Below are 21,741 nucleotides of genomic sequence, written 5' to 3' on the forward strand. Positions count from 1 at the left end.
CCTGGCAGCCTGATACTATAGCACGTCTCAATTTTCCATCAGACGCTGCAACAGAACGCCATTCAGCATCGCCCGTTTGACCAGTGCAAAAGCGCCAATCGCAGACTGATGATTCAGGGCTGAAGTCACTACCGGTAAATTGCGGCGGAAATCCTTCAGAACCTGCGCATTAATACAGTTCTGAATCGCAGGAAGCAGTACTTTGTCGGCCTCCGTAATTTCACCGGCAATCACCACTTTTTGCGGATTAAACAGGTTAATGGCAATCGAAACGCCTTTACCCAACTGGCGGCCCACATGCTCAATGACTTCGGTGGCTAGCGCATCGTGGCGATTGGCGGCCTTACAAATGGCGGAAATCGAACAGTCTTCCAGGCTCAGTTTGCTGGCATAGCCTTGCGTAAGCAGGTGGCGCACACGATTTTCGATGGCGGCGTTGGCCGCAACGGTTTCCAGACAGCCGAAATTACCGCAATGACAGCGTTCGCCCAGCGGATCAATTTGGATATGCCCGATTTCCCCCACATTGCCGTTGCTGCCCAGGAAAATCTGCCCGTTAACGATGATCCCTGCACCTGTACCACGGTGTAAACGAACCAAAATCGAGTCCTGACAGTCGCGGGTCGCACCGAAATAGTGCTCAGCCAGCGCCAGACTGCGGATATCGTGGCCAACAAAACTGGTGACTTTGAATTTTGCTTCCAGCGCATCCACTAATTTCCACGCACCGACGCTGATATGCGGCATGTAGCGCACAATTCCTTTATTAGGATCGACCAGCCCCGGAAGGATGACAGAAATGGCAATCAGTTCGCGGATTTTACGCTGATTCAGCTCGATGAACTGGGCAATAGCCTCGAACAGCGCGTTCTCCAGCGTTTCCTGAGTGCGCTCGGGCAGGGCGTAATGTTGTTCAGCCAGCGATTTGGCACTGAGATCGTAGAGGGTAATCGTTGCATCGTGGCGGCCAAGGCGCACCGCAATAGCGTGGAAAGGGCGGGTTTCAGTAATGATGGAAATTGCGCGGCGGCCTCCCGTGGAAGCCTGCTGATCTACTTCTTTAATCAGCCCGCGCTCGAGCAATTGCCGGGTAATTTTGGTGACACTGGCGGGTGCCAGCTGGCTGATGTCGGCAATCTGAATGCGCGAGATGGGCCCTTGCTGGTCAATCAGGCGGTAAACGGCTGCGCCGTTTAACTGCTTAACCAGATCAACGTTGCCGATTTGTGCCTGCTGTCCGCCAGTTGTCATCAATGCTGTTATCCGCTCAATTAAACTTCGTCACCATTAACGATAGTTTTTGTGATTTTAAAATCATGAGTGAACGCGGTGAGGTTGGCGACTTTACCTGCTTCGATGCTGCCAAGCTGGTCTTCAAGACCAATGGCGCGAGCCGGATAAAGCGATGCCATACGCAGCGTTTCATCCAGAGCAATTCCGACATGTTCGACGCTGTTTTGCACCGCTTCGATCATCGTCAGCGCAGAGCCGCTCAGCGTACCGTTTTCGTCCACACAGAGTCCGTCACGGTAGTATATTGTTTTACCGGCAAAAATGAACTCATCAATATTCGCACCCGCTGGCGCGGTGGCATCAGTGACCAGCACCAGCTTCTCGCCTTTGAGCTTTTTCGCGTTACGGATATTGGCCCAGTCCACATGCAAACCATCTGCAATCACACCGGTATACACTTCAGGCGTATCGAAGATTGCACCAATAAGGCCTGGCTGACGACCGGTAATGGCGGGCATTGCATTATAAAGGTGCGTCGCAAAGCTGATACCTGCCGCAAAACCGGCACGGGCTTCAGCATACGTTGAATTTGAATGGCCAGCGGAAATTACAATCCCTGCATCACGCAACTGGCGGATATATTTCGCATCAACCTGTTCCGGTGCGAGCGTCAGTTGGGTAATTACATCAGCATTCGCGCACAGGAAATCAATCATGGCGCTGTCTGGCAGGCGGATAAAGGCTGGATTATGCGTGCCTTTTTTTGCCGGGCTGAGGTATGGCCCTTCCAGATGCAGACCCAAAGCCTGGTTCGGATACTTTTCCAGATACGTGCGCATCACGCTGATACCGTGTTTCATGTAGTCGTCGCTACAGGTGATCAGCGTCGGTAAGAAACTGGTACAGCCGGATTTTTCATTGGCTTTCTGCATGATTTCTAACGTTTCTACTGAAATGGCTTCCAGAGAATCGTTGAACTGCACGCCGCCACAACCATTAAGTTGCAGATCGATAAATCCGGGGGCAAGAATGGCGCCGTCCAGACTGCGGGTTTCCACATTCGCCGGCAATTCACTCACCGGGCAGACACGTTCGATTTTGCCATCGGCAATCACTACCGCGTGGTTATCCAGAACGTCATGACCGGTATAGACCCGGCCCTCAATCAATGCGTACATCATGCCCCCATTCCCCTAAATCCTTTGAGCCGCAGCAGCGTTGGCTGCCTTCACTCACTCCGGTCACTTACTTGAATAAGCTCCCGGAGACTCGTTCCGTTGCCGCCTTGCTGCAACTCCAATGCTTTCGGGGACTCAGTTAATTAAAGGTTTTTCATATTTTCCGCTTCTAACTCGCGGAAATATTTAACAGTTTTGACTTTCAGTTCCATGGTGGAAGGTTCATCACACACCATAACGGCTTTTGCGTGTAATTGCAGGCAACTGATGGTCCACATGTGGTTGATATTACCTTCAACAGCGGCTTCCAGCGCCTGCGCTTTCGCGTGACCAGTAACCAGAATCATCACTTCTTCCGCATCCAGCAGCGTACCCACGCCAACGGTCAGGGCGAATTTTGGCACCTGAGACACATCGTTGTCGAAGAAACGGGAATTCGCGATACGGGTTTCATGGGTCAGGGTTTTGATACGCGTACGTGAAGCCAGGGATGAAGCCGGTTCGTTGAACGCGATATGACCGTCGTTACCCACGCCACCCATGAACAGGTTAATTTTGCCGTAAGACTTAATTTTCGCTTCGTACTGGCGACATTCTTCGTCGACGTCTGGTGCATTACCATTCAGCAGGTTAATATTTTCGCGTGGAATATCAACGTGATCAAAGAAGTTTTTATACATGAAGGTATGGTAGCTCTCAGGGTGTTCCTGCGGCAGACCCACATATTCATCCATATTAAAGGTGACGACGTTCTTGAAGCTAACCTGGCCTGCTTTATGCATGGCGATTAAATGTTTGTAAGCTTCGAGAGGGGTACCACCGGTAGGCAGGCCCAGAACGAAAGGACGGTCGGCGGTAGGTTTGAAAGCGTTAATACGTTCAACGATATGACGTGCAGCCCATTTGCCAACTTCAGTGGTGGTGTTTAAAGGAATAAGTCTCATCACGTACCTCTAGTTTCAGAATATTGAATATACTGTTGATATCCTTTGTCCTTGACGCTGCAGGGGCGTTGGCTGCTCTCGCTCACCCGAATCACTTACCTGTGTGAGCTCATCGGGATCCACTCGATTGCCGCCTTCCTGCAACGTCAATGACTGCGGATATACGTAGTCAAAGTAAAAACTAAGTTCGTCAGTTCAAAGGCGGTCTTGTTAAGCGTAAACCACCGCGGCGGTTTATGACTGGCACAATGCCGTCTAGATTTTTTTAATGATAAAATAAGTTTTGTGTGTTGACCAGTCTGATGGCATGTTATGACCTCTTTTTGGTGACATTTCTCACAAAAAGAGAGGTTTTAATTTGCGATACGAAATAATCTTTTTACACTCGCAGTGCTGTTAGTTATAAGTGCAGTTGGTTAAATCGGAACGGTAAATGTAAAGGTAGTAACCATACTAATTAAACTACTTAGGTGATTCGCCTGACGGCGGATAGGGGGAAATGTGAATATTCTTGGATTCTTTCAGCGTTTAGGCAGAGCGCTACAGCTGCCGATAGCCGTACTGCCGGTCGCTGCTTTACTGCTGCGTTTCGGTCAGCCTGATCTTCTTAATATGCCTTTCATCGCGCAAGCCGGTGGCGGGATTTTCGATAACCTCGCATTAATTTTTGCTATTGGTGTGGCATCCAGCTGGTCTAAAGACAACGCGGGTGCAGCAGCATTAGCCGGTGGTATTGGTTACTTCATCCTGACTAAAGCGATGATCACCATCAACCCTGCGGTAAACATGGGCGTGCTGGCCGGTATTATCACCGGTCTGGTGGGCGGTATGGTTTACAACCGCTGGTCTGATATCAAACTGCCTGACTTCCTGAGCTTCTTCGGTGGGAAACGCTTCGTTCCTATCGCAACCGGCTTCTTCTGTCTGATTCTGGCCGCTATCTTCGGTTACGTCTGGCCTCCGGTGCAGGATGCAATCCGTGCGGGCGGGGAGTGGATCGTAGGTGCTGGCGCATTCGGTGCAGGTATCTTTGGTTTCGTTAACCGTTTGCTGATCCCAACCGGTCTGCATCAGGTTCTGAACACTATCGCATGGTTCCAGATTGGTGACTTCACTAACGCTGCAGGTACTATATTCCACGGTGACATCAACCGCTTCTACGCGGGTGACGGCACTGCAGGGATGTTCATGTCCGGCTTCTTCCCAATCATGATGTTCGGTCTGCCAGGCGCAGCCTGTGCCATGTACTTCGCTGCACCGAAAGAGCGTCGTCCGTTAGTAGGCGGTATGCTGGTGTCCGTCGCGGTGACTGCATTCCTGACCGGTGTGACCGAGCCATTAGAATTCCTGTTCATGTTCCTTGCTCCGTTGCTGTACTTAGTGCACGCCATCCTGACCGGGATCAGCCTGTACATCGCAACCGCTCTGGGCATTCACGCAGGCTTCTCCTTCTCTGCAGGCGCCATCGACTATGCATTGATGTACAACCTGCCAGCAGCAAGTAAAAACGTCTGGATGTTGCTGGTGATGGGTGTGATCTTCTTCATCATCTACTTCGTTCTGTTCAGCGTTATCATCCGTATGTTCAACCTGAAAACGCCAGGTCGTGAAGACGACGTTGATCATATCGGTGAGCCTGAAGCAAACAGCAACACTGAAGAAGGTCTGAATCAGCTGGCTGTGAGCTACATCGGTGCTCTGGGTGGTTCTGATAACTTCAAAGGTATTGATGCCTGTATTACCCGTCTGCGTCTGAACGTGAAAGATGCCGGCACCGTTGATGACGCTGCATGTAAACGTCTGGGCGCATCAGGTATTGTTCGTCTGAACAAACAAAGTATTCAAGTTATCGTCGGCGCTAAAGCAGAATCTCTGGCAGATGCCATGAAGAAAGTGATGGCGCGTGGCCCGATTGCTGCCGGTGTCGTTACGCCAGTGGCTGCGGTTAAAGCAGCGCCGCAGGCTGTACCGAACAGTGTCAAAACCGTCGTAGAGACGCTGGTTTCGCCGGTAACCGGTGACATCGTTGCGCTGGATCAGGTGCCTGATGAAGCATTTGCCAGCAAAGCGGTCGGTGATGGCGTCGCTATTCGTCCGACAGACAAAATCGTCGTTTCTCCTGCGGCCGGTACTGTGGTGAAAATCTTCAATACCAACCATGCGTTCTGCCTGGAAACCACTTCCGGCGCTGAAATCGTGGTGCATATGGGGATTGATACGGTTGCACTGAACGGTCAGGGCTTTACCCGCCTGGTTGAAGAAGGTGCAACGGTCGTCGCTGGTCAGCCTGTACTGGAACTGGATCTGGATTATCTGAACGCCAATGCGCGCTCAATGATAAGCCCGGTTGTGGTCAGCAACATCGACGATTACACCGGTGTGATTTCTCTGGCCAGCGGCTCAGTGGTTGCCGGTCAGACCAAACTGTTCGAGATCCAGAGTAAGTAACTCTGTTGATTGATTCACAGTAGAAAGCCCTGTCGCGGGAAGAGAGTAATCTCTTCCCGCGTTTTTATTGCTTCTAAGCAGAAGTCATGCAGATAACCACGATTTTATGCAACTAACGGTTGTTTCCTTACGTGGCTTGTTGGAACATAAGCGGTTATCCGTAGAGTCAAATATCGCGTAGAGGAATTGCACAATGAGTGAGGCAGAAGCCCGCCCAACAAATTTTATCCGTCAGATTATTGATGAAGATCTGGCGACCGGGAAACACAATACCGTTCATACCCGTTTCCCGCCTGAGCCTAATGGCTATCTGCATATTGGTCATGCGAAATCTATCTGCCTGAATTTTGGCATCGCGCAAGACTATCAGGGGCAGTGCAACCTGCGTTTTGACGATACCAACCCGGCAAAAGAAGATATTGAATTCGTTGAGTCGATCAAACACGACGTGCAATGGTTAGGTTTCGACTGGAGTGGTGATATTCACTATTCTTCAGACTATTTTGATCAGCTGCACGCCTATGCGCTGGAACTGATCAATAAAGGTCTGGCGTATGTTGATGAACTGTCTCCTGATCAGATCCGCGAATACCGTGGTTCCCTGACATCGCCGGGTAAAAACAGCCCGTATCGCGATCGCAGCGTAGAAGAGAACATCGCGCTGTTCGAAAAAATGCGTAACGGCGAATTTGCTGAAGGCGCTGCGTGTCTGCGTGCAAAAATCGATATGGCTTCGCCATTCTTCGTGATGCGTGATCCGGTAATTTACCGTATCAAATTTGCAGAACACCATCAGACCGGCAACAAATGGTGCATCTACCCGATGTACGATTTCACCCACTGCATTTCCGATGCGCTGGAAGGGATCACCCATTCACTGTGTACGCTGGAATTCCAGGACAACCGTCGTCTGTACGACTGGGTGCTGGATAACATCAGCATTCCATGCCATCCGCGTCAGTACGAGTTCTCCCGTCTGAATCTCGAATACTCCATCATGTCCAAGCGTAAGCTGAACCTGCTGGTGACGGATAAAATCGTTGAAGGCTGGGATGACCCGCGTATGCCGACCGTTTCCGGTCTGCGTCGCCGTGGCTACACTGCCGCGTCTATCCGTGAATTCTGCCGTCGTATCGGCGTGACGAAACAAGATAACAACGTCGAAATGATGGCGCTGGAATCCTGTATTCGTGACGATCTGAACGAAAACGCACCGCGCGCCATGGCGGTTATCAATCCGGTTAAAGTGATCATCGAGAACTTTACCGGTGATGACGTGCAGATGGTGAAAATGCCGAACCATCCGAGCAAGCCGGAAATGGGTACCCGCGAAGTGCCGTTCACGCGCGAAATTTACATCGATCAGGCTGATTTCCGCGAAGAAGCGAACAAACAGTACAAGCGTCTGGTGCTGGGCAAAGAAGTTCGTCTGCGCAATGCGTATGTGATCAAAGCGGAACGCATTGAGAAAGACGCAGAAGGCAATATCACCACCATCTTCTGTTCTTACGATATCGAAACGCTGAGCAAAGATCCCGCTGATGGCCGCAAGGTGAAAGGTGTGATCCACTGGGTTTCTGCGACAGAAGGTAAACCGGCGGAATTCCGTCTGTATGACCGTCTGTTCAGCGTGGCGAATCCTGGCCAGGCAGAAGACTTCCTGACCACGATCAACCCGGAATCGCTGGTGATTGCTCACGGTTTTGTTGAGCCTTCTCTGGTGGCTGCTCAGGCTGAAATCAGCCTGCAGTTCGAGCGTGAAGGTTACTTCTGCGCCGACAGCCGCTACTCAAGCGCTGACAATCTGGTGTTCAACCGTACCGTTGGTCTGCGTGACACCTGGGAAAGCAAACCCGTCGTGTAATTGCCTCTGAATGGCTTGTTTGAACGACTGATGAAACGCAGCTCCGGCTGCGTTTTTTTTATGTCTGCTATTTCTGTCTGCTAGTAATGACAGGTGCATGGTGATTTTGTTTTTCATCGCGAATTAATGTGTTTTTGATGTTTACTTTTAAACCCTGTTTTTTGTGTGCTGAAACGTTTAAATGAACGCTTAAAATTATCAATTTACTGATTATGTTATTTATTTTAGTTACTCCTCCGCCTAACTCTTTCCTATAGCCTTTTGTTACACTTTTTCATCTTTATGTGCACTTTGTCATACTTCAGCGATCAATGAGTAATTACTCATTGATAATTCGCGTCGCGAAAAATACTCTTGAACGTGATTTAACCGGTTACGCCTTTGGCGGCCGCTTTTAATACCCGTTTGGGTTTTGTTGGTATTTTTTAGTCAAAGATGAGGAATTTCTATGCACAAGCACCTTAACAGGGGCAGGGGATCGGCTTACCTGAAACCTGCACTATATTCTCTTGCCGGCACCTTATTGGGTGGCGGAATGATGTTTTCTGAAGATGCCAAAGCGGCAGGTTTTATTGATGATTCGACGCTGACCGGCGGTGTGTATTACTGGCAGCGTGAGCGTGACCGCAAGGATATGGATCCGGCGAGCGACAACTACAAAGACTACACAACCAACCTTTCGCATTCTACCGCAAACCTGAATCTCGATTTTTCTTCCGGCTATGCCTGGGACATGTTTGGTATTGATATCGCAGCCTTTACGGCGATTGAAATGGCCGAAAGCAGCGAAAGCGGACATCCCAACGAAATCGCTTTCTCCAACAGCAACCGTGCCTACGACGAAGATTACTCCGGCGATAAAAGTGGGGTCAGCCTGTACAAAGCCGCCGGTAAATTTAAATATGGCGGATTCTGGGGACATGCCGGCTACATCCAGCCAACGGGCCAGACACTGATTGCGCCGCACTGGAGCTTCATGCCGGGAACTTACCGCGGTGCGGAAGCGGGCTACAAGCATGACTTCGGTGATCCGGGAGAGTTGAGTTTCTCCTACATGTGGGCGGACGAATATAAATCTCCGTGGCATCTGGAAATGGATGATTTCCGCCAGAACGATAAGAAAACGGGCGTTTCGTACATCCACTCTCTTGGAGCGAAATACGACTTCAAAAATGACTTCGTGCTGGAAGGCGCTTTTGGTCAGGCTAAAAGTTACGTCGATCAGTATTTTGCCAAAGCGTCTTACAAAATCGATCTGATGGGCAATCCGCTGACCACCAGCTACCAGTTCTACGGTGCGGAAGATCGCATCAGCAATAAGAACGATCCGAACAGCTTGTATGACGGGATGGCCTGGTTGCAGGCGCTGACTTTCGGTTACACCACCGGTCAGTTTAACTGGCGGCTGGAAGGTACGATGGTCAAAGCGGAAGGTAATCAGGGCTACTTCCTGCAACGTATGACCCCGACGTATTCCTCCTCCAACGGTCGTCTTGACGTGTGGTGGGATAACCGTTCGGACTTCAACGCCAACGGCGAGAAAGCGGTGTACGCCGGCGTACTTTACGATCTGGCGAAATGGGATCTGCCGGGCTTTGCCGTCGGGGGTTCTTACGTTTACGCGTGGGACGCCAAACCGAGTACCAACGCCGCTTATGACCAGAGCCAGCGTCTGAAAGAGAGCGCCTGGAGCCTGGATGCGCTTTACACCATTCAGGAAGGCCGCGCGAAGGGGACACTGTTCAAACTGCATTACACCCAGTACGACAACCACTCGGATATTCCGAGCTGGGGCGGGGGTTACGGCAACATATTCCAGGATGAAAAAGACGTGAAATTCATCGTTATTGCTCCATTCACTATTTTCTGAGGTCGTTATGTCGATGAATAAATTACTGATGATGGCAGTATCTGTTGTTCTGTTGGCAGGCTGTGCGCCAACGGCCGATCAGGCTCAGATTTCGCAAACGCGTGAAGACTACCGCGCGTGTATTAATTCTTCAGAAGGTAATCCGGACAAACTGGCGTCCTGTCAGGTGTTGCTGAACAAGCTGAAACAGGAAAAAGAACACCAGAAATTTGCGGAACAGGAAACAGTACGCGTGCTGGATTACCAGCGCTGTCTGACGGCGCGCAAAACCGGTGATGGTCAGGCATATGCGGCGGATTGCGGTAAAATCTGGCAGGAAATCACATCCAATAACGCGCCTGCAATGGCGAACTAATAGCAGATTTTTGTAAAAGCCTTAGCTGGCAAAATCATCATTATCAAAAGCGAAACCCCGGCTTGCCGGGGTTTTTTACGTCGGTAAGCGGCGTCTGTGTTCGGGGTGAAACGCAGACATAAAAAAACCGCTTTCCAGCGGTTAGTTTATTTAGAGTATTTGCGACAATCGAAGCTGTGCAAATTAATGCGCAGGTTTGTCATTGTGCAAAGATTCGTCTTCACGGCAGTCGCCTGCTTCACAGTGACCGTACAGGTACAGACTGTGGTTGGTCAGTTTAATGCCATGTTTTTTAGCAATCTCACGCTGACGACCTTCAATATATTCGTCACGGAATTCAATCACACGACCGCAATCCAGGCAGATCAGGTGATCGTGGTGATGTTGCTGAGTCAGTTCGAATACGGACTTGCCGCCTTCGAAGTTATGACGGGTGACGATACCAGCATCATCAAACTGGTTCAGAACACGGTAAACCGTGGCCAGACCAATTTCTTCGCCCATATCAATCAGTTGCTTGTACAGATCTTCCGCACTAACGTGATGACCTTCCGGCGCTTGCAGCACTTCCAGGATTTTGAGGCGCGGAAGCGTGACTTTTAAGCCGGCTTTCTTCAGTGCGGTGTTGTTGTCAGTCATGCGGATTCAGTCCTGTTACTATGTGCTAATCAAGTTGAGGCATGCAGCCTGTGGCATCGGCGGCACAAAATTGTTCGTTTACTGTTCTTCGTTTAAGGGAAGTGTGCCCATTCTCGTAAACGACAGCCTGTTAATAAAGATCACAAATTGCCTGTCACATTAATAATGCAACGACTTGATCGATAGAAAAAACAGATGAACTCAGTGTACCTTGATACGACCGAAAGTTACAATTTTGTAGCGGTTAAATTGTTAATTTCAGTAATAGTTTGGCCCTTCAATTGTAGAATAAATCCTCAGGGCCAACAGGGTTTTAGCCGATAATTTCTGAAAGGCTGAGTTCTTCTGTGATCTGTTTCACCCACGCATCAACACGTTCAGCGGTCAGTTCCGGCTGACGGTCTTCGTCAATTGCCAGTCCGATGAAGTGCTTATCATCTGCCAGGCCTTTGGATGCTTCAAAGTGGTAACCTTCAGTTGGCCAGTGTCCGACAATCACTGCGCCGCGTGGCTCAATGATATCGCGCACGGTACCCAGTGCATCGCAGAAATACTCGGCATAGTCTTCCTGATCGCCGCAGCCAAACAGGGCAACCAGCTTACCTTCGAAATCTATCTCTTCGAGCGACGGGAAAAAGTCATCCCAGTCACACTGCGCTTCACCGTAATACCAGGTTGGAATTCCGATCAGCAAAATATCGAATTTTTCCAGATCCTCTTTGCTGCTCTTCGCAATGTCATGCACCTCAGCCACATCTTTACCCAATTGTTTCTGGATCATTTTAGCGATGTTTTCGGTGTTACCTGTATCGGATCCAAAGAAGATACCTACAACGGCCATAAGATTATCTAACCTCTTGTTCTAAATGAAGTGCCCTGCATTGCAGGCAATAATAGCGAAGATGATACCAAACTCGCGAGGCGGAGAATATGCTTCTGCTCGCCTTCTTAACTGGGGAATAAGTTTATCGGGCAATATTTTAAAGTGTTATCGCCATCGTGTGCTTATCAACCACAGGGTTCCTGAGGTCATAAGCAAAGTGAAGAAATAAACCGGCTCCTTCCTTAAGTTTATGCATGTCCCGCCGATAGATGATGCGAGAGCAATCTCAACATAATAAAGAAATCGATGCCCGGAGAGGTGTTCAAACATGTCCGGGGGCGTAGGCCTGCTGGTTACCTGTTTTGATTCTCCGCATCCCCGTCAATCCTCAGACCAGAAACAGTCCTGTTTCGAGAGAGGCATATCGTGCAGTTTTTAAAAAATATTACCATCAGGGCCGCTTTATTAACCATTCTTGGCATCTTCTGCGTGATGTGGGCCGGTGTTTCCCTTTATACCGTCACATCACTTGGCACATTAACGCAAAATACCAGGAACAGTACCGAACTGGTCAACAACATGACGCTGATCAGCAAAGGCAACGATCAGTATTTCCGTACCGTGACGCGTCTGAGTCGTGCGGTTGCACAGCTTCAGACTGACCCGTCAAAAGGCCCTGAAATTTTTGACAGCGCCAAACAATCTCTTGATGAACTGACTCAGGCGCTGGCTGATTTTAAATCAGTACCCCATCCGGGCCTGGAAGAATCATCCATTCAGGAACTGCAGACCAGCTGGGAAAACCTGCTGACACAGGGCGTTACGCCGTTATTCAATGCTGCCAGCAGTAAGAATATCGACACCTATAACCAGTTAGCCAACACCACGGTTCCGGCGCTGAGCCGCACTTTTGGTTCATCAATGGAAAAAGTCAGCAGCCAGATTGCAGTTGATTTTCAGGCCGCACAAAATGAATCCAATCATCTGACCTACATGAGCAAAGTGATCCAGCTGAGCGCATTTGGTATTGGTTTGATCCTGTTGCTGCTGACCGATCGTTATCTGGTGATGGCGCTGGTGAAACCGCTGGATAAAATCCGCGATCAGTTCGCGGTGATCGCCAGCGGTGATCTGACGCAGTATATGGAAGAGTTCGGTAAAAACTGCGCCGGTAAACTGATCCCGCTGCTGAATGTGATGCAGGCGAGTCTGGTGAATACGGTGCAGACGATCCGTGACTGTACTAACCATATCTATCAGGGAGCATCGGAAATTTCAGCGGGCAATAATGACTTGTCTTCGCGTACCGAAGAACAGGCTTCTGCTCTGGAAGAAACCGCAGCCAGCATGGAAGAACTGACAGCGACGGTGAAACACAATGCCGATAACGCACATCACGCCAGCCAGCTGGTGATTGAAGCCTCCGGCACGGCGCAGAAGGGAGGCAATATTGTGGCGGACGTGGTGAGTACCATGAAAGACATTTCCGGCAGCTCAAAGAAAATTGCTGAAATTACGTCGGTCATCAACAGCATTGCTTTCCAGACCAACATTCTGGCGCTGAACGCCGCGGTTGAAGCCGCACGTGCGGGCGAACAGGGGCGTGGATTTGCGGTGGTCGCCAGCGAAGTGCGCAATCTGGCACAGCGCAGCGCCCAGGCGGCGAAAGAAATCGAATCCCTGATCAGTGAATCGGTTTCCCGCGTCGACAGCGGTTCAAAACTGGTTGAAAACGCCGGTCTGACGATGAATGAAGTGGTGCGCTCAATTACGCATGTCACCGATATCATGGCGGAAATCGCTTCGGCATCTGATGAGCAAAGCAAAGGCATCGGTCAGGTGGCGGTGGCGATCACTCAGATGGACAGTGTGACGCAGCAGAACGCCTCGCTGGTTGAAGAGGCATCGCAGGCTGCGATTTCTCTGGAAGAACAGGCTGCATTACTCAACAACGCCGTGGCCACGTTTAAACTCAAAGATAGCGTAACCAACGTGAAGGGACGTCCAGCGAAAGCGGTTTCCGCTCCGTTGCTGCGTCCGGATACCGGGATGGGCGGGTTGCTTTCGGCGAATAGTGCGAAAAGTGCTGAGAACTGGGAAACGTTTTGAGAAGGGCGAAGAGAGTTAGCGTTGAATAAGTAAGAAAAAACAAACGGGTAGCCTGGAAAGGTTACCCGTTTTTAATCAGCCTTCATGACCGTTAAGATGCGCCAGCAGCATCTCTTCAATCAGTTCGCTACGACTGATGTTACGTTTTTCAGCCAGCTTATTGAGCGTATCAACAGCATCGGCATTCATTTTCAGCTCCACGCGACGCAGACCGCTCGCTTTATCGCGGCGTAACTGATTGCGCTTGTTGATCCTGAGCTGTTCATCACGGGATAGCGGATTTGTTTTTGGACGCCCCGGACGGCGGTCATCTGCGAACAGATCAATCGTCGTGCGATCCAGTTGTTCTTTTGCCATAGGTAGCGGTACAACCAGGGAAGTTTTTACATCGGAAAACGGCAAGCCGATTCCTGACGAGCGTTTCACACATTTCGGGCTAAGAAACCCTGACCCAATTTACCCCCCGCGACTCAGCCTGAGTGAAACGGGGCGGCAAAATTATAGCGCGCAATCATACACTGGCGCGCCTGGGGTTCACAACGCCTGATTGCCCTGATTTCATGATAACTTTCTAAGTTGTGCAGGCTTTTTGCACAATTTATCCCCAGGATGTTAAACCTTAGTCCACATCGATGAAACGGTGAACAGCGCGCAGCACGGCCTCAGGTTTTTCCGCGTGAACCCAGTGTCCGGTTCCGGCGACGACATAGGCTTTGGCCTGCGGGAACTGACGGGCAATATCTTCGCGGTAAGCGTCCTGCACATACGGCGACAATCCGCCGCGGATAAATAACGCCGGGTGATCCCACGCCGGTACGTCTTCCCAGCCGGTGATGGTTTCATATTCACTGAGCAGAACCGGAACGTTGAAGCGCCATTCTCCCTGCTGGAAAGATTTCAGCAGAAACTGAATCACGCCGTCTTCCTTTATATACTCGCGCATACAGGCGGCAGCCGACGTGCGGTCACGTAATCCGGCAGCGGTGACGGCGTTAATCGCCGCAAAAATCTCATCGTGACGGCGCACGCGGTAATCGACCGGCGCGACATCAATGGCGATCAGCTTCTCGATACGGTCAGGGATCAGCGCGGTAAGCGCCATCGCTGCTTTGCCGCCCATCGAGTGGCCGATAACAATGATTTTTTGGAAACCCACTTCATCCAGCGTTTCTGCTAAATCCTGCGCCATCGCGGCGTATGACATCTCATCAGAACGCCCGGACTGGCCGTGGTTACGCAAATCGACCTGTAACACTCTATGCTGTTGTTTCAGGTCGCGGCCCAGAACGCCCAGATTATCAAGGGTTCCGAACAAGCCGTGGATTAACAAAACCGGCAGGGCATGGCTGCCAGCGACTTCAGGTTCTTGCATGCGATAATGTAATTTCATGGCGAAGTTCATACTGATAAACGATTCCATTAGGTTATCATGAGTTGCGGATGATTTTTTAAAACAGAAAGTTTCTGCCAGATGCCTGAGCGGGATTTGACTACCAGAAGCAAGAACAGGCCGGAGCCTGCATGCAGCAAAAACGGGAAGTAGTCTGGTTTTTGCTTCGCGGCGCAATTCCCCTGTTTGTTACTGTGTAGAAATTTGTATAATCCTTTTGAATTAAGTAGAAAAACAGTACTGGATAAAGATGAAAACTATTGAGGTTGACGAAGAACTCTACCGCTACATTGCCAGCCACACGCAGGCTATCGGTGAAAGTGCGTCTGATATTTTACGCCGTATGTTGAAGTTTACTGCCGGACAGACCGCTCCTGCCGCGACAGTGAATGCTTCCATTATTGCCGGCACCGTTGCACAGGAAAAACCTGTCGCCGCTGCAGCACCGACGTCGCGTGATAAAGTCCGCGCCGTCCGTGAACTGTTGCTGTCTGACGAATACGCAGAGCAGACCAAAGCGGTGAACCGCTTTATGTTGATCCTGTCGACCTTGTATGGCCTGAACCCGAAAGAATTTGCCGTTGCGACCGAGTCATTAACAGGCCGCACGCGTACCTATTTTGCCGGTGACCAGCAAACCCTGCTGCAAAACGGCATTCATACCAAGCCTAAACACGTTCCCGGAACGCCGTATTGGGTTATTACGAATACCAACACAGGTCGCAAACGCAGCATGATCGAACACATCATGCAACTCATGCAGTTCCCGGCGGAACTGACTGACAAAGTGTGCGGCACCCTCTAAATTTCAGCGTAAGGGAGAAGCGCCAGTGGCTAATCACCCCCGTGCAGGGCAACCTGCTCAGCAAAGCGATTTGATTAATGTGGCGCAGTTAACGTCACAGTATTACGTTCTGCAACCGGATCCGGCTAATACAGCACACGCTGTGAAATTTGGCACGTCCGGTCATCGCGGTAGTTCGTTGCGTCACAGCTTTAATGAAGCGCACATCCTGGCCATTGCTCAGGCAATTGCTGAAGTGCGTAAAGAGCAGGGCACCACCGGCCCGTGCTACGTGGGTAAAGACACACATGCGTTGTCTGAACCGGCGTTTATCTCTGTGCTGGAAGTGCTGACGGCGAATGGCGTGGATGTCATCGTGCAGGAAGACAACGGCTTCACGCCGACGCCTGCGGTGTCTCACGCTATCCTGACCCACAACCGCAACGGCGGCGCGCTGGCCGATGGCATCGTCATCACCCCTTCGCACAATCCACCGGAAGATGGCGGCATCAAATACAACCCGACCAACGGTGGCCCGGCAGATACCAACCTGACCTCCGTGATTGAGAAACGCGCTAACGCACTGCTGGCTGCGAAGCTTGCGGGTGTGAAACGTCAGTCTCTGGATCAGGCGTGGAAAAGTGGTCATCTGGTGGCGCAGGATCTGGTTCAGCCGTTTATCGAAGGCCTGACCGACATCGTTGATATGGCCGCGATTCAGAAAGCAGGTCTGAAACTGGGTGTGGATCCTCTCGGTGGTTCCGGTATCGAATACTGGCAGCGCATCGCTGAGCATTACAAACTGGATCTGACGCTGGTGAACGATGAAGTCGATCAGACTTTCCGTTTCATGCATCTCGACCACGACGGTGTGATCCGCATGGACTGCTCGTCTGAATCCGCCATGGCCGGTCTGCTGGCGCTGCGTGATAAATTCGATCTGGCCTTTGCCAATGACCCTGACTACGACCGCCACGGCATTGTGACGCCAGCCGGTCTGATGAACCCCAACCATTATCTGGCGGTGGCGATTCAGTACCTGTTCCAGCACCGTCCGCAGTGGGGCAAAGAGGTTGCCGTCGGTAAAACGCTGGTTTCCAGCGCGATGATCGACCGCGTAGTGGAAGATTTAGGCCGTAAACTGGTAGAAGTACCGGTAGGCTTTAAATGGTTCGTTGATGGTCTGTTTGACGGCAGCTTCGGTTTTGGTGGCGAAGAAAGTGCAGGGGCTTCTTTCCTGCGTTTCAATGGCACCCCGTGGTCTACCGACAAAGACGGTATCATCATGTGCCTGCTGGCCGCGGAAATCACTGCCGTCACCGGCAAGAACCCGCAGGAACATTACAACGAGCTGGCTGCCCGCTTTGGCGCGCCAAGCTACAACCGTATTCAGGCACCTGCAACTCACGCGCAGAAAGCCGCGCTGTCTAAACTTTCTCCTGAACAGGTGAAAGCCGACACGCTGGCCGGTGACCCGATCACTGCCCGTCTGACCAACGCTCCGGGTAACGGCGCGTCAATCGGCGGCCTGAAAGTGATGACCAAAAACGGCTGGTTCGCGGCACGTCCGTCCGGTACAGAAGAAGCCTACAAAATTTATTGTGAAAGCTTCCTCGGTGCTGAACACCGTGAACAAATCGAGAAAGAAGCGGTAGAAATCGTCAGCAAGGTTCTTGCCGACGCCAAATAAGCCGTTCTCTGCTTCTCATCAAAGGCGCTGATTATTCAGCGCTTTTTTTTTGCGCGTTTCTTGCCGCCAGTTCAGAGACGAAAAAGATATATCTAAATGCGCTTTTCGGCTTGCCAGTTTCTGAAAATCGATCTAGTTTAGATATATCGAAATAATTCGATATATCTAAATAGGACGTAAACTATGTTTAGCAAAATGTTTGAAGGCCGCCACCGCGGTCACGGTTGCCGGGAAGAAGGGCATCGTGGTCATTGCCGTCATGAATCAGATCGCAGCGATCACAGCGAGCGTCACATGTTGCGCCGGGATGGCCGCCATCGTGGTGAAGAACGTGGTGAAGAAGGGCGCGAACGTCGCGGACGTGGCGAAGGCCGTCGCGGTGGTCGTGGCGAGCGCGGTGTGCATCGTCTGTTTGAACACGGTGATTTGCGCCGCGTGCTGCTGGCGCTGGTGGCGAAGAAACCGAGCCACGGTTATGAGCTGATTAAAGCTATCGAAGAAGCGTCTTCCGGTCTGTATGTGCCAAGCCCAGGCGTCATTTACCCGACGCTGACGCTGCTGGAAGAGCAGGATTTCCTCGAGCCTGTCGCCACCGGTAATGGTCGTAAAAGCTATCAGATAACTGAAGCCGGAAAAGTCGAACTGGCGCAGCATCAGGCGGCGGTGGATGTGATTTTTGCCCGTCTGGCTGGCGCTCAGCGTCCGCGTGAAAACAATCTGGCAGAAGGTATTCATGAATCGATGCACCGCCTGCGTCACGCGCTGCGCGGCAACATGATGCGTTCGGATTTAACGCCGGAGCAGGTGGTGCGGGTGAGTGCCATTTTGCAGCAGGCTGCGGAAAGTCTGGAAGCTGAATTTGGCGAAGCCAAACCGGAAACTGACGAACCTAAGGCATAAAACGATAGCCCACGCCGGTTTCAGTCAGTAAATGACGCGGCCGGGTGGCGTCGGCCTCCAGTTTCTGGCGCAAATGCCCCATGTAGATGCGCAGATAATGGCTGTGTTCGACGTAATTCGGGCCCCACACGTGGCTCAGTAACTGACGCTGAGTAATCACTTTGCCGCTGTTTGCCAGCAGTTCGGCCAGCAGGCGAAACTCAATCGGCGTCAGATGACAATCTTCCCCGTTTCGCTGCACGCGGCGGTTGATCAAATCTACCGTCACATCCGCAAACGTGACCAGCGGACTTTCCTGTGAACTGCCCGCATGACGGCGCAGCGCCACGCGAACCCGCGCCAGCAGCTCACCAACGCCAAACGGCTTGGTCAGAAAATCATCGGCACCGGCATCCAGCGCGGCAATTTTGTCTTCTTCACTCGTGCGAGCCGACAGCACAATCACCGGGATCGCGCTCCAGTGGCGCAAATCGCGGATATACGTCAGCCCGTCACCGTCCGGTAAACCGAGATCGAGAATAATCAGATCCGGTTTACGCGTGCCGGCCTCAATCAGCCCGCGTTGCAGCGTCTCACTTTCAAATACCCGCAAGCCTTCCGCCTCGAGCGCCGTGCGCACAAAGCGGCGGATCTCTTTTTCGTCTTCAACAATTAAAATATTTACCGGGGATGCGCTCACGTTGCCTCGTCGATGTCAGTGTCCATATCCGCTTCCATCTCAGGCAGGGCTTCCAGCGGCAGCCTGAAACGGAAACGCGCGCCGCCGTCAGGGCCATTCTCCGCCCAAATACGTCCGTCGTGCACCTCAATAATGGCACGGCAAATCGCTAATCCCAACCCCACGCCGGGAATAGCTGACTCTTTATTTCCCCTGGCGAATTTTTCGAAAATAGCGTGTTCGGCACCGGCCGGAATTCCCGGACCGTTATCCCAGACTTCGATCTCCAGCCACTCATCCAGCGGTGTGGCTTTTATGCCAATCGTCGCGCCAATTCCGGCATATTTATGGGCATTTTCCAGCAGATTGATCAGCACCCGTTCAATCAGGCTGGCGTCGCAGTTCACCAGCACCATTTCCTTCGGCAAATCTATCTCGATGTGGTCGTGAGCCAGCACCGGCTCAAGCATCCGCAGCGCGCTGCCGGTGATTTCTTCCACTGACTGCCACTCTTTGCGCAGATTAAATCCGCCGGACTGAATGCGCGCCATATCCAGCAGATTATTCACCAGCCGTGTGGTGCTCAGTACCTGCTGGCGGATCTGGCTGGCCTGCGGGGCGTGCTTCGAACCTTCCGACGCCAGATCCAGCGTCAGGATTTCCGCCTGCCCGAAAAGCACCGTCAGCGGTGTGCGCAGGTCATGGGAAAGCGCTGAAAGCAGTGAGTTGCGCAGTTGCTCGCGTTCAGTTTCCAGTCTTGCTGTTTCCGCGCTGGCGGCCAGATGCAGACGTTCCAGGGCATTAGCAATCAGCACGGTGAAAGTTTGTAGCAGACGTTGCTGTTCCGGCACCAGTAGCTGACGGATATTCGGCGGTTCGACCGCCAGCAGACCGCGCGATTCACCGGAAGCAATCAGCGGCAAAAGCTGATACGGCACGCCGGGCAGGGTATCGGTGCCCGCACCGGCAGGCATTTTTTTATCGAAACTCCAGCGGGCGATGGCGTCATCCACCACAATCGACGTGGTTTCACCGGCAGGTTGTGCCAGTTCGCCATTCTCCTGCGGCAGCAAAATGGCGGTTTTGGCATTCAGGCTGGACGAAATAAAGTGGCGGCTGGTTTGCGCAATGGCTTCCGGCGTCAGCGACTGGCTCAGCCCTTTGGACATTTCATACAGATGCTGCGCGCGTTTTTCACGGTGACGGGCGATGCGCGCCTGATAACGCACACCGGCGGTCAGATTCCCGATCAGAATACCGACAATCAGCATGACGCCGAACGTCACCAGATACTGTGCATCAGTGACCGCCAGCGAGCCGCGCGGCTGGACGAAAAACAGATCGAAGCTGACGACATTGATTACTGCCGCCAGCACCGACGGCCAGCGGCCATAAAACAGCGCGACAATCACCACGCCGAGCAGATACACCATCACCAGGTTGGCCTGATCGAAGGTCGGCACCAGCCATTGCGACATCACGGTGATCACCGCACACAGCGCCACTGCCAGCGAGCAGCCCCAGAGCTGGCGGCTGAAGCGGTCAGCGAATGTGCGTGAGTCCTGTTCTTTGCGTGCCGTATTGGGCGGAGAATCTTCCAGTCCGACCACGATGAGATCGAGATCCGGCGCGATATTTGCCAGTTTATCGGCAAAACTGGCGCTGAACTTCCAGCGTTTTTCGCGGCGGCGGCCGGTCACTATTTTGCCCAGACGATGCTCGCGGGCGTAGCGCAAAATCGCCTGTTCTTCCTGCGGATCGGAGAGGGTGGCGGTTTCCGCGCCCAGTTCCTGCGCCAGTTTCAGGGAGTGCAAAATGGCGCGTCGCTGGCCTTCCGGCAGACGATGCAGACGTGGCGTTTCTACATACACCGCGTGCCAGACGCAGCCGAGACGTGCGGCCATGCGCGACGCAACACGCACCAGTTTTTCATTACCGCCGCCGTGACCAATGCACAGCAATAGTGCGTCGCGGGTATGCCAGACACGATTAACGCCCTGATCGTCGCGATATTCGCGCATCTGATCGTCAACGCGATCGGCGGTGCGGCGCAGGGAAAGCTCGCGCAGGGCAATGAGATTGCCTTTACGGAAGAAGTGTTCGATGGCGCGTTCGGCCTGACCGGGAATATAAACTTTGCCTTCTTTCAGGCGCTGGCGCAGGGAGTCTGGCGGCAAATCCACCAGCACCACTTCGCTGGCGTCATCAAACAGACGGTCGGGAACGGTTTCGCGAATAATAATACCGGTGACGCCGCTGACCACATCGTTCAGGCTTTCAAGATGCTGCACGTTGACGGTGGTAAACACGTCGATTCCGGCATCGAGTAACTCTTCGACATCCTGCCAGCGCTTCGGATGGCGCGAACCGGCGGCATTGCTGTGCGCCAGTTCGTCCATCAGGATCAGGGCAGGGCGGCGGGCCAGCGCGGAATCGAGGTCAAATTCCTGCACCTGACGACCGCGGTGGTTTATGCGTTTCGGTGGTAACAGAGAAAGCCCCGGCAGCAGCGCCTGCGTTTCCTCCCTTCCGTGGGTTTCCACCACGCCAACCAGCACGTCGAGACCGGTGGCACGCAGGCGCTGTGCTTCCTGCAACATGGCAAAAGTTTTCCCGACGCCCGCACAGGCGCCGAAAAAGACTTTCAGTTGCCCGCGTGGCTTCTCATTGGCGAGCGCCAGCAGGCTGTCAGGATCGGGTCTTTCTTCTGTCATATCACCCTTCATACTTCGAGCTGCAGGTGCGTTGGCTTCACTCAGTCACCCGAATCACTTACTTATGTAAGCTCATCGGGACTCCTTCACTTGTCGCCTTCCTGCAACCCGAATTATTTTGGTTGGTTAATTGGTTAATTGG

Annotated in this window: 17 protein-coding genes; 8 read left to right on the forward strand and 9 right to left on the reverse strand. The window is 52.1% G+C overall.

The window, feature by feature from the left end; genetic code table 11:
* Positions 1-27 precede the first annotated feature (27 nt).
* The 3 genes from UC15_RS06420 to nagB all read right to left on the reverse strand — a co-directional run bounded on the left by UC15_RS06420 (position 28) and on the right by nagB (position 3,355).
* A complete protein-coding gene (locus tag UC15_RS06420; protein ID WP_112287646.1) occupies positions 28-1,251 on the reverse strand; it encodes an N-acetylglucosamine repressor in 1,224 nt (407 codons plus the stop codon).
* A 20-nt stretch (positions 1,252-1,271) separates the two neighbouring features.
* On the reverse strand, positions 1,272-2,411 hold the full coding sequence (gene nagA, locus UC15_RS06425; protein ID WP_112287647.1) for an N-acetylglucosamine-6-phosphate deacetylase: 1,140 nt from the start codon (positions 2,409-2,411) through the stop codon (positions 1,272-1,274).
* Between the two features lie 143 nt (positions 2,412-2,554).
* Positions 2,555-3,355: a glucosamine-6-phosphate deaminase gene (gene nagB / locus UC15_RS06430; protein ID WP_112287648.1), complete on the reverse strand. Its 801-nt coding sequence runs from the start codon at positions 3,353-3,355 to the stop codon at positions 2,555-2,557.
* Positions 3,356-3,856: 501 nt separating this feature from the next.
* Here nagB and nagE point away from each other — a divergent pair.
* From nagE to chiQ, 4 genes are all read left to right on the forward strand, one after another.
* Positions 3,857-5,803: a PTS N-acetyl glucosamine transporter subunit IIABC gene (nagE, locus tag UC15_RS06435; RefSeq protein ID WP_112287649.1), complete on the forward strand. Its 1,947-nt coding sequence runs from the start codon at positions 3,857-3,859 to the stop codon at positions 5,801-5,803.
* Between the two features lie 193 nt (positions 5,804-5,996).
* Positions 5,997-7,667, forward strand: coding sequence for a glutamine--tRNA ligase (gene glnS / locus UC15_RS06440; RefSeq protein WP_112287650.1), 1,671 nt, complete (start codon positions 5,997-5,999; stop codon positions 7,665-7,667).
* A gap of 448 nt (positions 7,668-8,115) precedes the next feature.
* Positions 8,116-9,537: an OprD family outer membrane porin gene (locus UC15_RS06445; RefSeq protein ID WP_112287651.1), complete on the forward strand. Its 1,422-nt coding sequence runs from the start codon at positions 8,116-8,118 to the stop codon at positions 9,535-9,537.
* Positions 9,538-9,550: 13 nt separating this feature from the next.
* A complete protein-coding gene (gene chiQ, locus UC15_RS06450) occupies positions 9,551-9,892 on the forward strand; it encodes a ChiQ/YbfN family lipoprotein (protein ID WP_198659672.1) in 342 nt (113 codons plus the stop codon).
* 183 nt (positions 9,893-10,075) lie between these two features.
* Here the strand turns inward: chiQ and fur are convergent, their stop codons facing one another.
* Together fur and fldA are read right to left on the reverse strand one after the other, a co-directional pair.
* Complete coding sequence (gene fur, locus UC15_RS06455) at positions 10,076-10,531, reverse strand: ferric iron uptake transcriptional regulator (protein WP_015698140.1); 456 nt, start codon at positions 10,529-10,531, stop codon at positions 10,076-10,078.
* Positions 10,532-10,844: 313 nt separating this feature from the next.
* The gene (gene fldA, locus UC15_RS06460) at positions 10,845-11,372 is read right to left on the reverse strand and encodes a flavodoxin FldA (RefSeq protein ID WP_112287653.1); all 528 of its coding nucleotides are present in this window, start codon (positions 11,370-11,372) and stop codon (positions 10,845-10,847) included.
* Between the two features lie 408 nt (positions 11,373-11,780).
* On the opposite strand from fldA, the gene UC15_RS06465 reads away from it, so the two are divergent.
* Positions 11,781-13,463, forward strand: a complete 1,683-nt coding sequence (locus UC15_RS06465; RefSeq protein ID WP_112287654.1) for a methyl-accepting chemotaxis protein — start codon at positions 11,781-11,783, stop codon at positions 13,461-13,463.
* 75 nt (positions 13,464-13,538) lie between these two features.
* Here UC15_RS06465 and ybfE read toward each other — a convergent pair whose 3' ends face one another.
* Positions 13,539-13,820 carry a LexA regulated protein gene (gene ybfE, locus UC15_RS06470; RefSeq protein WP_112287669.1) on the reverse strand — a complete coding sequence of 94 codons (282 nt, stop codon included), beginning with the start codon at positions 13,818-13,820 and terminating at the stop codon, positions 13,539-13,541.
* 262 nt (positions 13,821-14,082) lie between these two features.
* Complete coding sequence (gene ybfF, locus UC15_RS06475; protein WP_112287670.1) at positions 14,083-14,865, reverse strand: esterase; 783 nt, start codon at positions 14,863-14,865, stop codon at positions 14,083-14,085.
* Positions 14,866-15,103: 238 nt separating this feature from the next.
* On the opposite strand from ybfF, the gene seqA reads away from it, so the two are divergent.
* The 3 genes from seqA to UC15_RS06490 all read left to right on the forward strand — a co-directional run bounded on the left by seqA (position 15,104) and on the right by UC15_RS06490 (position 18,227).
* Complete coding sequence (gene seqA / locus UC15_RS06480) at positions 15,104-15,658, forward strand: replication initiation negative regulator SeqA (RefSeq protein ID WP_112287655.1); 555 nt, start codon at positions 15,104-15,106, stop codon at positions 15,656-15,658.
* 25 nt (positions 15,659-15,683) lie between these two features.
* The gene (gene pgm / locus UC15_RS06485) at positions 15,684-17,327 is read left to right on the forward strand and encodes a phosphoglucomutase (alpha-D-glucose-1,6-bisphosphate-dependent) (RefSeq protein WP_112287656.1); all 1,644 of its coding nucleotides are present in this window, start codon (positions 15,684-15,686) and stop codon (positions 17,325-17,327) included.
* A 183-nt stretch (positions 17,328-17,510) separates the two neighbouring features.
* Positions 17,511-18,227 (forward strand): PadR family transcriptional regulator, encoded by a 717-nt coding sequence (locus tag UC15_RS06490; protein WP_112287657.1) that lies wholly within the window; start codon positions 17,511-17,513, stop codon positions 18,225-18,227.
* Here UC15_RS06490 and kdpE read toward each other — a convergent pair.
* Together kdpE and kdpD are read right to left on the reverse strand one after the other, a co-directional pair.
* On the reverse strand, positions 18,217-18,906 hold the full coding sequence (gene kdpE, locus UC15_RS06495; RefSeq protein WP_112287658.1) for a two-component system response regulator KdpE: 690 nt from the start codon (positions 18,904-18,906) through the stop codon (positions 18,217-18,219). The two genes, UC15_RS06490 and kdpE, sit on opposite strands and share 11 nt — an antisense overlap.
* Positions 18,903-21,599 (reverse strand): two-component system sensor histidine kinase KdpD, encoded by a 2,697-nt coding sequence (gene kdpD / locus UC15_RS06500; protein ID WP_112287659.1) that lies wholly within the window; start codon positions 21,597-21,599, stop codon positions 18,903-18,905. The genes kdpE and kdpD overlap by 4 nt, the downstream gene beginning before the upstream one ends.
* Positions 21,600-21,741 lie beyond the last annotated feature (142 nt).

This window comes from Rahnella sp. AN3-3W3 (genome assembly GCF_003263545.1).
Classification (GTDB): Bacteria; Pseudomonadota; Gammaproteobacteria; order Enterobacterales; family Enterobacteriaceae; genus Rahnella; species Rahnella variigena.